This is a genomic window from Microbacterium foliorum, assembly GCF_003367705.1.
GTDB lineage: Bacteria > Actinomycetota > Actinomycetes > Actinomycetales > Microbacteriaceae > Microbacterium > Microbacterium foliorum.
Map to the genome: position 1 here is coordinate 16,045 of NZ_CP031425.1, position 13,052 is coordinate 29,096.

14 protein-coding genes are annotated in these 13,052 nt (G+C 68.1%); 6 read left to right on the forward strand and 8 right to left on the reverse strand.

Features of this window, described 5'->3' with window-relative positions:
• Positions 1-87 precede the first annotated feature (87 nt).
• On the forward strand, positions 88-510 hold the full coding sequence (locus tag DXT68_RS00085) for an NUDIX hydrolase (protein ID WP_045254019.1): 423 nt from the start codon (positions 88-90) through the stop codon (positions 508-510).
• A gap of 1 nt (position 511) precedes the next feature.
• Here DXT68_RS00085 and DXT68_RS00090 read toward each other — a convergent pair whose 3' ends face one another.
• The gene (locus DXT68_RS00090; RefSeq protein WP_174233226.1) at positions 512-973 is read right to left on the reverse strand and encodes an aminoacyl-tRNA deacylase; all 462 of its coding nucleotides are present in this window, start codon (positions 971-973) and stop codon (positions 512-514) included.
• A gap of 50 nt (positions 974-1,023) precedes the next feature.
• The gene (locus DXT68_RS00095) at positions 1,024-1,524 is read right to left on the reverse strand and encodes a hypothetical protein (RefSeq protein WP_045254086.1); all 501 of its coding nucleotides are present in this window, start codon (positions 1,522-1,524) and stop codon (positions 1,024-1,026) included.
• Positions 1,525-1,669: 145 nt separating this feature from the next.
• On the opposite strand from DXT68_RS00095, the gene DXT68_RS00100 reads away from it, so the two are divergent.
• Together DXT68_RS00100 and DXT68_RS00105 are read left to right on the forward strand one after the other, a co-directional pair.
• On the forward strand, positions 1,670-2,227 hold the full coding sequence (locus tag DXT68_RS00100; protein WP_045254020.1) for a peptidylprolyl isomerase: 558 nt from the start codon (positions 1,670-1,672) through the stop codon (positions 2,225-2,227).
• An 18-nt stretch (positions 2,228-2,245) separates the two neighbouring features.
• Positions 2,246-3,145, forward strand: coding sequence for a rhomboid family intramembrane serine protease (locus DXT68_RS00105; RefSeq protein ID WP_045254021.1), 900 nt, complete (start codon positions 2,246-2,248; stop codon positions 3,143-3,145).
• A 168-nt stretch (positions 3,146-3,313) separates the two neighbouring features.
• On the opposite strand, the gene DXT68_RS00110 is transcribed toward DXT68_RS00105, so the two are convergent.
• On the reverse strand, positions 3,314-3,553 hold the full coding sequence (locus tag DXT68_RS00110; RefSeq protein WP_045254022.1) for a cell division protein CrgA: 240 nt from the start codon (positions 3,551-3,553) through the stop codon (positions 3,314-3,316).
• 84 nt (positions 3,554-3,637) lie between these two features.
• Here DXT68_RS00110 and DXT68_RS00115 point away from each other — a divergent pair, with 84 nt between their 5' ends.
• From DXT68_RS00115 to DXT68_RS00120, 3 genes are read left to right on the forward strand one after another with little or no spacing between them, the layout of a single operon-like run.
• Positions 3,638-4,432 carry a class E sortase gene (locus tag DXT68_RS00115; RefSeq protein WP_045254023.1) on the forward strand — a complete coding sequence of 265 codons (795 nt, stop codon included), beginning with the start codon at positions 3,638-3,640 and terminating at the stop codon, positions 4,430-4,432.
• Positions 4,433-4,453: 21 nt separating this feature from the next.
• A complete protein-coding gene (locus tag DXT68_RS17035; RefSeq protein ID WP_045254024.1) occupies positions 4,454-4,609 on the forward strand; it encodes a hypothetical protein in 156 nt (51 codons plus the stop codon).
• Complete coding sequence (locus tag DXT68_RS00120) at positions 4,606-5,277, forward strand: anthranilate synthase component II (RefSeq protein WP_045254025.1); 672 nt, start codon at positions 4,606-4,608, stop codon at positions 5,275-5,277. Before DXT68_RS17035 ends, DXT68_RS00120 begins: the two co-directional genes overlap by 4 nt.
• On the opposite strand, the gene pknB is transcribed toward DXT68_RS00120, so the two are convergent.
• The 5 genes from pknB to DXT68_RS00145 form a co-directional block, all read right to left on the reverse strand.
• Positions 5,253-6,950 carry a Stk1 family PASTA domain-containing Ser/Thr kinase gene (gene pknB, locus DXT68_RS00125; RefSeq protein ID WP_045254026.1) on the reverse strand — a complete coding sequence of 566 codons (1,698 nt, stop codon included), beginning with the start codon at positions 6,948-6,950 and terminating at the stop codon, positions 5,253-5,255. The genes DXT68_RS00120 and pknB overlap by 25 nt on opposite strands.
• A 58-nt stretch (positions 6,951-7,008) precedes the next feature.
• Positions 7,009-8,754 carry a protein kinase domain-containing protein gene (locus DXT68_RS00130; RefSeq protein ID WP_082068912.1) on the reverse strand — a complete coding sequence of 582 codons (1,746 nt, stop codon included), beginning with the start codon at positions 8,752-8,754 and terminating at the stop codon, positions 7,009-7,011.
• On the reverse strand, positions 8,751-10,205 hold the full coding sequence (locus tag DXT68_RS00135) for a peptidoglycan D,D-transpeptidase FtsI family protein (RefSeq protein ID WP_045254027.1): 1,455 nt from the start codon (positions 10,203-10,205) through the stop codon (positions 8,751-8,753). The genes DXT68_RS00130 and DXT68_RS00135 overlap by 4 nt, the downstream gene beginning before the upstream one ends.
• 168 nt (positions 10,206-10,373) lie before the next feature.
• The gene (locus tag DXT68_RS00140) at positions 10,374-11,759 is read right to left on the reverse strand and encodes an FtsW/RodA/SpoVE family cell cycle protein (RefSeq protein WP_045254028.1); all 1,386 of its coding nucleotides are present in this window, start codon (positions 11,757-11,759) and stop codon (positions 10,374-10,376) included.
• Entirely contained in the window at positions 11,756-13,045 is a 1,290-nt protein-coding gene (locus tag DXT68_RS00145; protein ID WP_045254029.1) for a PP2C family protein-serine/threonine phosphatase, read from the reverse strand. The genes DXT68_RS00140 and DXT68_RS00145 overlap by 4 nt, the downstream gene beginning before the upstream one ends.
• Positions 13,046-13,052 lie beyond the last annotated feature (7 nt).

The window sequence follows — 13,052 nt, forward strand, 5'->3', positions numbered from 1 at the left end:
TTCTCGATTCCTGATCGATAGGCGGCGCCCTTCGCGCGCGCCCGACACATACGACGCCTCCCACGCCGCGCGAACTAGGGTGTTCTCATGGACATGCGGGTCGCGGCATACGCGGTCGTCACCGATGACGACGGACGCATACTTCTGGCGCGCTGGATCGAGGGCCGCCGGGTCGCCTGGACCATGCCGGGTGGCGGACTGGAGCCCGGCGAGGCTCCGGAAGACGCAGTGCGCCGCGAGCTGCGCGAGGAGACGGGGTACACCGTCAAGGTCGGCGAACTGCTGGGCATCCACTCGCGCGTGATTCCCGCGAGTCAGCGCGTGACGCCGTCGGATCAGCCTCTGCACACCTTGCGCATCGTGTACCGGGCGACGGTACGGGGTGGACGGTTGCGGTTCGAGACCGATGGATCCACCGACATGGCCGAGTGGTTCCCCCGCGCCGCGGTCGCAGAGCTGCAGCGCGTGAAGCTGGTCGACATCGCCCTGCGGATGGCGGGCATCCTCTGAGTCAGGCGCGCGGTTCTTCGGGGACCGAGATGTCTGCGACCGTGGCGTCGTACGCCGCGATCAGATCGTCGGCGTCGACGAAGAGGCTGTATCCGTGGGCACCGGCACCCATCGCGATGCGCTGACCCACGATGGACTCGTCGGCGAAGACCGGCCACGCGGTCGTGCTGCCGATCGGCACGATGGTGCCTCGTTCGTATCCCGTCGCCGCCAGAGCGAGATCCGGTTCGGGCAGGCGAAGCTTGTTGACGCCGACCACGGCACGCAGCTTCGGCCACGAGATCGAGCGTCCGCCCGGGATCAGAGCGAAGAGGTAGGTGTCGTCCGACCGCTTGACCACCAGGGTCTTCACGATGCCGGAGGCGGGGATGCCGAGGAGCTCCGCAGCCTCGAACAGGCTGCCGGCGGCCGGTCGTTCGAGGATCTCGATGTCGAGACCCCGCGATGCGGCGGCATCCCGCACCCGTGCATGAAGATCCGCCGGCTCGGAAGCCGGCGGATCCGATGGTGATGTCACGCGTCGGGTGCAGAGAGCGGGTCGTCGGCGACCCAGAGCTCGTCGTCCGCGCGAAGCGCCTGCCAGGCGGCGTACAGCACGCCGGCCGCGGCCGCGGCACCGAGGATGATCGCGATGATCGAACCTGCGCTGGGGCCCTTCGGCTCGGGCTTCGTCGCCTTGCGGACCTTCTTCACGACACCTTCGCGCTTGGAGTTCGCGACGTCCCATGCGGTGAGCGCAGTGCCCACGACGCCACCGACGATCGGAACGACCTTGTCGTCGACGACGTGATGACCGAAACGGACTCCGCGATCGACGACCGGCGCCAGGCGACGGTTGTAGGTGTCCTGCACGGCGGGTCCGACCTGCTCGCGGCCGAAGTGGCCGAGCTGGCGTCCGGCCTCACGTGCGACGTCGGCCGCATGGCCGACCAGGACCTGCTGGTTCTCCCAGAGCTGGTTCGCGTCGGACTGAAGACGACGCAGCTCCTTCTTCCGCTTGCGGCTGATGCTCACGATGCTCTCCTGTCGATTGGAGTACGGGTTCCCCATCTTGCCACGCGACCCTGGATGGGGGGAGGGAATCGCCGAACCCTTGCATCTGGCGTCGATCAGCGCTATCGCACGGCCCGCGCACCGGAAGCTCTGAGAGAATGAACGCATGGTCAACGCTTCTCATGTCGCAACCCTGCACACCAACCACGGTGACATCGTCATCAACCTCTTCGGCGATCACGCCCCGAAGACGGTCAAGAACTTCGTCGGTCTCGCCGACGGCACCCAGGACTGGACGCACCCCGCCACCGGCAAGCCGGGCGAGGGCCCGCTGTACAAGGACGTCGTCTTCCACCGCATCATCCCGAACTTCATGATCCAGGGCGGCGACCCGCTCGGACAGGGCGTCGGCGGACCGGGCTACAACTTCGACGACGAGATCAACATGGAGCTCACCTTCGCCGAGCCCTACATCCTCGCCATGGCCAACGCCGGCCTTCGTCGCAACGCCATCACGGGCAAGGCCGAGGGCACCAACGGCTCGCAGTTCTTCATCACCACCGACCCGACCCCCTGGCTCCAGGGCAAGCACACGATCTTCGGCGAGGTCGCCGACGACGCCTCCAAGGCCGTCGTCGACAAGATCGCAGCCGTTCCGACCGCTGCGGGCGACCGCCCGATCGAGCCGGTCGTGCTGCAGTCGATCGACATCGTCGCAGCCTGACGACGCGGGCCGATCCGGATGACGACGCCTGAGTTCGCGGGCAATCGCGACAACTTCTGCTACCGGCATCCGGATCGGCAGAGCTTCGTGCTCTGCCAGCGATGCCTGCGCACGATCTGCCCCGAGTGCCAGACGCAGGCCGCCGTCGGCGTGATCTGCCCCGAATGCATGGCAGAGCAGCGCAAGAGCCGCACTCCCGCCCAGAAGCGGGCCGAGCGCCGCTGGGGCGGTCGCAACACCGCCACGGCGACCGTGCGCAGCGGCAAGCCGATGGTCACGTACGTGCTGCTCGCGATCACCTCGTTCATCGGACTCGTGCAGCTGATCCCCGGCCTCGGAGACGCCGTCACGGCGCAGCTGCTGTTCGCACCGAGGTACCTGTACCCCGATCTCTCGCTGCTGCCCTTCGAGCCGTGGCGACTGCTCACCGCGGTCTTCGCACATGGCGGGATCTTCCACCTCGGGCTGAACATGCTCGCCCTGTGGATGCTGGGGCAGAACCTCGAGCCGATGCTGGGCCGAGCGCGCTATCTCTCGCTTTACCTGATCAGCGGACTCGGCGGCTCGGTCGCGGTCGCTCTGCTAGATCCCTTCGGTGCGACGGTCGGTGCGTCGGGGGCGATCTTCGGCCTGATGGCGGCGCTCCTCATCATCGGACGGCACATCGGTGCGAACGTCACCGGCATCCTCGTGATCCTCGGCATCAACTTCGTCCTCGGGTTCGTGATCGGCGGGATCGCCTGGCAGGCGCACCTGGGAGGTGCGATCGTCGGAGCGCTCGTCGCGTTCATCCTCACCCGTACCCGGCGTCGGGAGCAGCGCACCGCGCAGATCCTGCTGCTCGCGGCGGTCGTCGTGGCACTGGTGCTGCTCGTGGCCCTGCTCGTGCCCTTCCTGATCACGTCGGTTTATTCCTGATCGGGAGTTGTTAACAGGGTTTTCGACCCATGTGAATAACATCGGTGTAATTCTCCCCAGGGTGGGGATAACCTGTGGATAAATCGGATCTCCGACAGGCAACGATCACAGAAGAAGGCCCCTTCCGCCGACGCGGAAGGGGCCTTCTTCGAAGTGAGGGGGTGCGGGTCAGCGCCAGCGCGTGGTCATCAGGAAGCCGATCAGCGCGATACCGAGGCCGATGGCCAGATTCCAGTTGTCGAGGCCCGGAATCGGGAACTGCATGCCCGAGATGTAGAACACCAGGATCCACGCCAGCCCGAGCAGCATGAAGCCGACCATCACCGGCTTGAACCACACGGCGTTGGGCGCGGCTTCGCCTTCGCTGCGCGGAACTTCGGGTTCTTCGGTGTTACGGTCGCGTGCCATTCCGCCAGTGTACCGAAGTCTCGTATATCGCACGGAATCTCGCGGTGTGGGCGGGACTTCAGGTCGGGGAGATAAGATCGCGCCATGACTGCATCCGTCGTCTCGGGGGAGCGACGCCTTCGCCGTCGCCGCCGTCGTCCGCGCGCGACCTTCACCGGCGTCCTCGGCGAGCTGCTGCTCACCGCCGGCGTGCTCGTGCTGCTGTTCGTCGCGTGGCAGATGTGGATCGGCGACATCATCATCAGCGCCCAGAAGAACGACGAGGGTGCTGCGGTCTCGCAGGAGTGGGCGGAAGAACCTCCACCCGAGCTGCCGCCGCTCATCGAGACCGACGACGGCACCACGGTCTACGAGCCGGTGATCCCGGCCCCGCCCGCCGACACCGAACGCCTCGGCAACATGCAGGTGCCGCGCTTCGGCACCGCTTACAACGTCGGCATCTACGGCGGCACGAGCCGTGCGCGCACGCTCGACGACCTGGGCATCGGCGTCTACACCGACTCGAAGATGCCCGGCGAGGTCGGCAATTTCGCGATGGCGGGACACCGCACCACCTGGGGCAAGCCCTTCAACCAGCTCGACAAGCTGCAGCTCGGCGATGCGATCGTCGTCGAGACGCCCGATGGCTGGTTCACGTACCGCTTCCGCACACTCGAATACGTCAAGCCCTCGCAGACGGAGGTGCTGCTCGATGTCCCGCAGATGCCCGGGGTCGAGACGGGGGAGAGATACATCACCCTCACGGCATGCTCCCCGCTGTACTCGCTCGCGGAGCGCATCGTGGCCTACGGCGTGTTCGAGAGCTTCCAGCCGCGCGCCGAGGGTCCGCCCCCGGCGTTGACCGACCCGCCCCCGCCGCCGGCCGGCCCGTCGATCTAGCCCGAAGGAACGAGACGACACATGTACGCAGCCCTCTGGCGCCTGCTGCCCGGTCCGTGGTGGCTCAAGCTCTTCCTTCTCCTCGTGCTGATCGCAGCCGTGCTCTACGGTCTGTTCTGGTACGTGTTCCCCTGGATCAGCCCGATCGTCGCCCCCGGCGAGGTCGACCTCGAATGACGCGAGTGCTCGTCGTGGACAACCACGACAGCTTCGTGCACACCCTGGTCGGTTACCTGCGAGAACTCGGCGCCGAGGTGACGCTCGTCGAGGCGGATGCCATCGACGCCGCGGCGCTCGAGCGACTGCTCGCCGACGTCGACGGCGTGATGGTCTCACCGGGTCCGGGCTCGCCGGCCGATGCCGGCTCATCCCTCGACGCCGTGCGCATCGCGGCCCGTACGGGAACGCCGCTGCTCGGCGTCTGCCTCGGACACCAGGTCATCGGCGCCGCGTTCGGCGCCCCGGTCACCGAGGCGGCGGAGCTGATGCACGGCATGGTGTCGCAGGTCGTGCACGACGGGTCGGCACTGTTCGCCGGCATCCCGTCGCCCTTCACCGCCGGGCGGTACCACTCACTGGCGTTGGCAGAGTCGACACTGCCCCATGACGTCGTCGTCACCGCGCGTACCGGCGACGGCACCGTGATGGCACTGCAGCACACGACGCTGCCCCTCGTCGGCGTGCAGTTCCACCCCGAGAGCGTGCTCACCGAGGGTGGGTACCGACTCCTCGCGAACTGGCTGCGGATGTGCGGCGACGACTCCGCCGTCGCTCGCGCGGAACGACTGCATCCGCTGGTGGGGCCGGGCGCCGGTCCGACTCAGCCCGCTGCGGCCGCGCAGTAACGCAGTTCGACCGTCGACCCGATCTCGACATCGCCCGGCGCGGCCGACATCGAGGCGACCGTCGGCGGGGTCGCCCCGGGGCAGTCGGTGAGTTCGACCGGGCTCGGTGTGAGACCGATGCGCTCGAGTTCCGCCTGAGCCGCCTCCATCGTCCAGCCGGTGACGTCGGTGAGGGTCACGCGGCCGCTGGCGACCACGAGGTTCACGACCGTCTTCGGTGCGACCTCGGCTTCGGCATCCTCACTCGCCTCCATCACGGTGTCGGCGGCCAGACCGTTGTCGTTCCGTTGGATCACCGTGCCGAGTTCGAGACCGGCGGCGGCGAGGGCATCTTTCGCCGCCGAGAGCGACAGGCCCTCGAGCATGGGAACGACGACGGTCTCTTTGCCGGACGACACGTACACGGTCACCGAGTCGCCCTCGCGCACCGCGGTGCCGGCCTCGGGGTCGGTGCGGATGACATTGCCCTCGGTGATGTCACTGCTCGATTCGAGGATGAGCTTCGCCGTGAGGTCGAGTTCGCTCAGGTCGTCCTGCGCGCGTTCGGACGACACGTTCACGAGGTCGGGCACCTGCCGTGACGTCGAGGGCACCTCGTCGGGACGCATGCTGAGCGTCCATACCCAGAACAGCACCGACGCCAGCAGAACGGCGAGGAGTGCGACACCCGCCCAGATCCAGGCGACGGGAGGACCGGACTGCGTCCGCGCCATCGTCGTATCGGTGCTCAGCTGCCTCAGCGAGCGGGCGGTCTCCTGCGCGGCGCGGGGGCTCGGACCGTAGAGCTCGCTGGTCAGGGCGCCGAGCTCCTTGCGGCTCGGGGCGTGACCGGAGACGGCGGAATCCAGCGCGGAGCGGAAGTGCGCCGCATCCGGGTACCGCTGGTACGGGTCCTTCGCGAGAGCGCGCAGCACGATCGGATCGAGGGCCCCGGGGGAGTCCTCGTTGACCTCGGTCGGCGGAACGGGGGTCTCGCTCACGTGCTGATACGCGACGGCGACGGGAGACTCGCCGCGGAACGGCTGGCGCCCGGTGAGAAGCTCGTACAGCACCACACCTGTGGAGTACAGGTCGGCACGTGCGTCGACCGGCTCGCCCTTGGCCTGCTCGGGCGAGAAGTAGGCGGCGGTGCCGATGATCTGGGTGGTCTCGGCGACCGTCGACGAGGAGTCCGACACGGCACGCGCGATGCCGAAGTCCATGACCTTGACCTGGCCCTTGTCGGTGACCATGACGTTGCCCGGCTTGATGTCGCGGTGCACGACGCCCGCGCGGTGCGAGTAGTCGAGCGCTTCGAGGATGCCGTCGACGTATCGCACGGCGTCGTCTACGGGCACCGGGCCCCTCGCGATGATGTCCTTCAACAGCGTGCCGCTGATCAGCTCCATGACGATGTACGGTGGCTCATCGGTGCCGCTGTCGGCCGTCGACGGGTCGCCGGCGTCGTAGACGCGGACGATCGACGGGTGCGACATACGCGAGGCCGACTGCGCCTCGAGGCGGAACCGCGTGCGGAACGCCGTGTCCCGCGCGAGTTCGGGATCGAGGATCTTGATGGCCACCGCACGACCGAGCGTCAGGTCCTGGCCGCGGTAGACCTTCGCCATCCCGCCGTGCCCGATGAGCTCGTCGACGCGGTAGCGTCCCGCGAGAACGCGTGGCTCTGTCGACACGTACTGACCCCCTGATACCAGCTGATGAATTCTTTCAGACTACGGTGCGATCGTCCGATCAGCCCTGGTCGTCGCCACCCTCTGTCACAGCGGGGATGATCACGACGCCCTTCATCGCATCCGACTGCTCGGACGGCATGTCGCTTCCGCAGAAGACGCGGAAGGTCGCGGTGATGCTCTGCCCCGCGGTTCCGGGGATGATCTGGGTCGACAGGATGCTCGGTCCGAAGCTGCGGATCGACTCACCCGGATTCCCGCCCGAGAACGTGGCGTTCGTGAGCGTCACCTCGAAGGCGGATCGCGCGGGGGTGCCGGACGGGCACTCGAACGACGGCCAGTTGATGGTGACGGGCTCGCCCTCCGTGGGCGTTCCTGCGAGCGTCGGGGTTCCCGTGGGCTTGCCCACCTGGACCTGAGCCTTGTACGTGGTCAGAGTGAGGACGGTGCCGGGGGGCACGTTGCCGCTGGGCTGGACGGACTCGACCGTGCCCTCCTGCTCGGCGCTCGATGCCACGGAGTTGCCTTCGACGCACTCGGCCTGCAGACCGGCGTTCGTCGCCGCCGCTCGCGCGGCCTCGCACTGCATACCCTCGAGGCCGAGGGCCCCGACATCGACGAGCTCGGGCTCCGGTGTCGGCGTGTTCGACGGCGTCGGTGTGTTCGACGGCGCGGGCGGCGGAGTGGTGGCGGTGGTCTCGACGGGCGCGGGGTCGGCGTCACCCTGGTTCATCAGCGCGAAGACGGTTCCGCCGAGCACGATGACCAGCAGGGCGATGAGCGCGATGAGCGGCCAGGTCCACGGGCTGCGCTTCTTCTTCGTGGTCTCGGCATCCTCGTCCGCAGCGACCCTGGTGGGGAGCTGGGCGGTGGTGGGGAGAACGCGGGTCGCTCCCTCGGTGCCGGATGACGTGAGAAGGCGGGTCGCGTCATCGGAGGCGACGCCGCCCGTGGCGATGGCCGGCACCGCGATGGCTGCGGAGTTCAGATCGCCGCGACGCAGGGCCTGCGCGGCACGGGCGACGGTGGCCGACGACGACGGGCGGTCGGCCGGCTTCTTGGCGATCATCGCCATGACCAGGTTCTGCACCGGGATCGGCACGGTGGGCGGCAGCGGCGGCGGCTGCTCGTTGATCTGCGCCATCGCGATCGCGACCTGCGACTCACCCGTGAACGGGCGCTTGCCCGCAAGGCACTCGTAGGCGACGATGCCGAGCGAGTACGTGTCGGTGGCCGGCGATGCCGGGTGCCCCGATGCCTGCTCGGGCGACAGGTACTGCACGGTCCCCATCACCTGGCCGGTGGCGGTCAGCGGCACCTGGTCGGCGATGCGGGCGATTCCGAAGTCGGTGATCTTGACGCGGCCGTCGGGCGTGATCAGCAGGTTTCCCGGCTTGATGTCGCGGTGCACGAGTCCGGCGGCGTGCGCTGCCTGCAGAGCGGATGCCGTCTGAGCGACGATGTCCAGCGTCTTGTCGGCGCTCAGCGCGCCATCGCGCTCGAGAAGGGTCGACAGTGCCTCGCCGGGCACGAGCTCCATGACGAGGTAGGCGCTGCCGTTCTCCTCGCCGTAGTCGAAGACGCTCGCGATCCCCTCGTGGTTGACGAGCGCAGCGTGTCGCGCCTCCGCGCGGAACCGCTCGAGGAACCCGGGGTCCCCCATGTACTCGTCCTTGAGGATCTTGATGGCCACGGTGCGTCCGATGACGTGATCCGTCGCCTCCCACACCTCGCCCATGCCGCCGATCGCAATACGCGACTGCAGCTCGTAGCGACCACCGAACGACACACCCTGCGTCGGTCTCATCTGCCCAGCACCGCCTCTATGACCTTCTTCGCAATCGGAGCGGCGATGGTGTCGCCGGATCCTGACTGCCCTTGTCCGCCGCCGTCTTCGACGAGGACCGCTACTGCCACCTCGGGGTCGTTCGCCGGTGCGAAACCGGTGAACCACAACGTGTAAGGCTTGTTTCCGTTCTCGGTCGTACCGGTCTTCCCGGCGACATCGACCCCGTCTATTCTTGCACCCTGGGCAGCGCCGTTCGAGACACTGGCGACCATCGACGCCGTCACCTGATCGGCGACCGTGGCGTCGAGCGCACGCCCGAACTCGGTGTCGTCGAACGCCCGCACCACCGACAGATCGTTGCCGATCACGGTGTCGACGAGCCGCGGGTTCATGACCACTCCGTCGTTCGCGATCCCTGCCGAGAGCATGGCGATCTGCAGCGGCGTCGCCGTGACCTTGCCCTGGCCGAAACCGGAGAGCGCGGTCTGCGCGTCGTCGAGACCCTGCGGGTAGCTCGACGGCGTGGACTCGAGGGGCGTGGAGAAGCTGCGGTTGAAGCCGAACTTCTCGGCCATCTCACGGATCGCGTCGTCGCCGAGCTGCACCGCGAGCTCTGCCATCGGGATGTTGCAGCTGAGTCTGATCGCCTCGGAGATCGTGACCGTGTCGCCGTCGCCGCAGGTGCTGCCCCAGGCGTTGGCCACGGTGTTGTTCGACCCCGGCAGCTGGAAGCGTGCGGGGTTCGGCAGTGTGGAGTCCGGCGTCCACTTTCCCGACTCGTACGCGGCCGCGGCGACGATGAGCTTGAACGTCGAGCCCGGGGGGTTGAGGTCGCCGGCGATGGCACGGTTCGACAGCGGCTTGGTCGGGTCGCCGACGAGCTGATCGTAGGTCGTGTTCGCGGCATCCGCATCGTGGGTCGCGAGCAGGTTGGTGTCGAACCCGGGGGTCGATGCCATCGCGAGGATGCGTCCCGACTTCGGCTCGATCGCGACGACGGCGCCGTTGAGGCCCTGCAGTGCCTGGTACGCGGCGGTCTGCGCCGCGGTGTCGAGGCTCAGCTCGATGCTGAACCCGGTCTGCGGCTGCCCGGAGAGGATGCGCTCGATCTCGGCGAAGAACGCGCTCGACCCGGTGCCCGAGAGGTCGGCGTTCATCGCGCGCTCGATGCCGGTCGCCGACTGCAGAGCGGGGTTGAAGTACCCGGTGACCGGTTCCCACATCGCGGCGTCGGTGTAGACGCGCTGGAACTGGTAGCGATCCTCCGACGGGGTCGACGAGGCGATCGCGACGTCGTCGACGATGATCGAGCCGCGCTGGATCTCGTAGCTGTCGAGCAGCGTGCGGCGGTTGTTCGGATCCTGGGCGAGGGTGTCGGCCTCGACGACCTGGATCCAGCTGGTCGCGGCGAACAGCGAGATGAACATGAACAGCATCACGATGCTGAGACGGCGGAGTTCTTTGGTCATGTGACGCCCCCTCGACCGGAGTGCGCGCCGGTTCCTGAGCGCTCGTCGACCCGTCGCTGCGCTCCGGTTCCTGAGCGCTCGTCGACCCGTCGCTGCGCTCCGGTTCCTGAGCGAGCGAAGCGAGACGAAGGGCGCTCAGCGACCGAACCTACGAAAGCTGTGGTCATGTCAGCCGATCACCGCCCGGGGTTGGCTGCGGACACCGTCGGAGATGCGCAGCAGAACGGCCACGATCAGCCAGTTGGCGACGAGGGAGGATCCACCGGCGGCGAGGAACGGCGTGGTGAGACCGGTGAGCGGGATGACGCGGGTCACGCCGCCGACCATGATGAACACCTGCAGCGCGATCGTGAACGAGAGGCCCGTCGCGAGGAGCTTGCCGAAGTCGTCCTGACCGGCGAGGCCGATGCGGATGCCGCGGCTGACGAACACCATGTAGAGGCAGAGGATCGCGAACAGCCCGACGAGGCCGATCTCCTCGCCGAGGCTCGTGATGATGTAGTCGCTGTGCGCCAGAGGAGTGACCTCGGGGCGCCCCTGACCCCAGCCCGTGCCGAGCAGCCCGCCGTGCGCGAGGCCGAAGAGCCCCTGCATGGGCTGGAACCCGGCGCCGTCGGGGTCGACCTTCTCGGGATCGAACAGGAACAGCCAGTTGACGAAGCGCCCCTGGACGTAGCTGAGGATCTGCGTCGCCACGGCGACGCCCGCAGCGACCAGGGCGAGGCCGATGAGCACCCAGCTGGTCTTGCCCGTGGCGACGTAGAGCATCGCCACGAACATCCCGAAGATGAGGGTTCCCGTGCCGAGGTCGCGCTGGATCACGATGATGCCGAGCGAGATCGCCCACACCACCAGCACGGGACCGAGCTCCCGCATGCGCGGCCAGGTGATGCCGAGGAACTTGGTTCCCACCGAGGTGAGGCTCTCGCGAGTGCGCACCAGGTAGCCGGCGAAGAAGATGGCGAGGCAGATCTTCGCGAGCTCGCCGGGCTGGAAGGCGAACATGCCGCCGAGCGACACCCACACGGCGGCGTTGGCGTCGGGGATGCGCAGGCCGGGCACGAACGGCAGCAGCAGCAGCAGGATGCCCGAGAGGCCGAAGATGTAGGTGTAGCGGAACAGCACGCGGTAGTTGCGCAGCAGGATGACGCAGGCGATCGCGCCGGCGAGCGAGATCGCCGACCAGGCGAGCTGCTTCGTCGAGTACGCGTTCCAGCCGGTGAGCGACTTGGCGATGTCGATGCGGTAGATCATCGCGATGCCGAGGCCGGTGAGCAGGGTCGCGATCGGCAGCACGAACGGGTCGGCGTCGGAGGCGACGGCGCGCAGCACGAAATGCACCGCGAAGGCGAGCACGGCAAGGCCGCCGCCGATCGCGAGGATCATCGGGTCGATCAGGCCGAGCGCGCCGAGCTGCACGAGGGTGAGCGATGCGCCGCTGATCGCGACCGCGAAGAGCAGCAGCCAGAACTCGCGGTTGCGCTGCGTCTGCGGCATCCGCATGCGTCGGAGCGCCGTGATGACGCTCGTGTCCGCCGTGACGTCGGTGGTCATCCCGCATCCTCCGTCGGCGTGGGCAGGGGAGTGGGCAGCGGCGTCTCGCCGGTGACGCGATCGGCGCCGGCCTGCAGACGTGAGACGATCGCCTCGGCGTCGGAGAACGACCGGGCGGTGATCGTGCGCTCCACGGAGTCGCGCTGATAGGGCGGCAGGTTCGCGAGCAGGATGTCGGTGTCGCGCAGCGGAGTCGAGAGCGTGATCGGCCCGATGTTCTGCTGCACGCCCTGATAGATCACGACGCTGTCGTCATCGGCGCCGACGAAGTAGCGCGTCTGCGTCCAGCTGTAGGCGGCGAAGGCGGCGAACGCGAGCATCGCGAGCACGACGAGCATCCCGGCGATCCAGCCCCAGCGGCGGCGCTTGGCGCGACGGCGGTCCTCTTCTATGAGCTCCTCGAGGTACTCGGGTGCCGGCTCGAAGTGGCTGGGTTCGTTGGCGGCCTGGCGCACAGGGTGCAGCCAGTTGCCGCGGGGGGCGCGCACCGGCGGGACCGTGACGTTCGAGGGGTTCGACGCGGAGCCGACGATCGTGGGCGTGCCCGAGTGCATGGCATGCTGCCCGCCGACCTCGACGAGCACGATCGTGACGTTGTCGGGAGCTCCGCCGTCGAGCGCCTGCTTGAGCAGGTTGTCGGAGGTGCGCCCGGGAGCCATGCCCATGCGCATCGCCTTGAGGATATGGTCCTCGTCGACGACGCCCGAGAGACCGTCGGAGCAGAGCAGCCAGCGGTCGCCCGGTTGCGTGTGCATGACGAACATGTCGAGCTCGGGATCCGCGTCCATGTCGCTCAGCACGCGCATGAGCACCGAGCGCCGAGGGTGGTAGCGGGCTTCCTCGGGGGTGATGCGTCCCGAGTCCACCAGCCGCTGCACGAAGGTGTGGTCCGCGGTGATCTGGGTCACCGCGTCGTCGCGGTACAGGTAGATGCGCGAGTCGCCGATGTGGCCGATGACCGCGTAGTCGTCGACCATGATGATGGCGCTGAGCGTGGTGCCGAGACCTGCGAGCTCGGGGCGATCCTTCGCGGCGCGGATCAGGTCGCCGGCAGCCGTCGTGGCGGCGGCCTGCAGCGAGGCCTGCGCGTCTTCGACCGACGCGTAGGGCTGATCGAGAGGCTCCAGCCGATGGATCGCGATGCTCGAGGCGACGTCGCCGCCCGCGTGGCCGCCCATGCCGTCGGCCACGACGAAGAGGTTCGCCCCGGAGTACCCGGAATCCTGGTTGTTGGAGCGGACCTTCCCGGTATGGGAGATCGCGGCGCTCGAGCCTTCGAAGACCATGCCCGGG

Excerpts from the sequence above, each read along its gene's own strand:
- DXT68_RS00085 (WP_045254019.1), top strand. The coding sequence starts at position 88 with ATGGACATGCGGGTCGCGGCATACGCGGTCGTCACCGATGACGACGGA.
- DXT68_RS00100 (WP_045254020.1), top strand. The coding sequence starts at position 1,670 with ATGGTCAACGCTTCTCATGTCGCAACCCTGCACACCAACCACGGTGAC.
- DXT68_RS00105 (WP_045254021.1), top strand. The coding sequence starts at position 2,246 with ATGACGACGCCTGAGTTCGCGGGCAATCGCGACAACTTCTGCTACCGG.
- DXT68_RS00110 (WP_045254022.1), bottom strand. The coding sequence starts at position 3,553 with ATGGCACGCGACCGTAACACCGAAGAACCCGAAGTTCCGCGCAGCGAA.
- DXT68_RS00115 (WP_045254023.1), top strand. The coding sequence starts at position 3,638 with ATGACTGCATCCGTCGTCTCGGGGGAGCGACGCCTTCGCCGTCGCCGC.
- DXT68_RS17035 (WP_045254024.1), top strand. The coding sequence starts at position 4,454 with ATGTACGCAGCCCTCTGGCGCCTGCTGCCCGGTCCGTGGTGGCTCAAG.
- DXT68_RS00120 (WP_045254025.1), top strand. The coding sequence starts at position 4,606 with ATGACGCGAGTGCTCGTCGTGGACAACCACGACAGCTTCGTGCACACC.
- DXT68_RS00130 (WP_082068912.1), bottom strand. The coding sequence starts at position 8,754 with ATGAGACCGACGCAGGGTGTGTCGTTCGGTGGTCGCTACGAGCTGCAG.
- DXT68_RS00135 (WP_045254027.1), bottom strand. The coding sequence starts at position 10,205 with ATGACCAAAGAACTCCGCCGTCTCAGCATCGTGATGCTGTTCATGTTC.
- DXT68_RS00140 (WP_045254028.1), bottom strand. The coding sequence starts at position 11,759 with ATGACCACCGACGTCACGGCGGACACGAGCGTCATCACGGCGCTCCGA.
- DXT68_RS00145 (WP_045254029.1), bottom strand. The coding sequence starts at position 13,045 with ATGGTCTTCGAAGGCTCGAGCGCCGCGATCTCCCATACCGGGAAGGTC.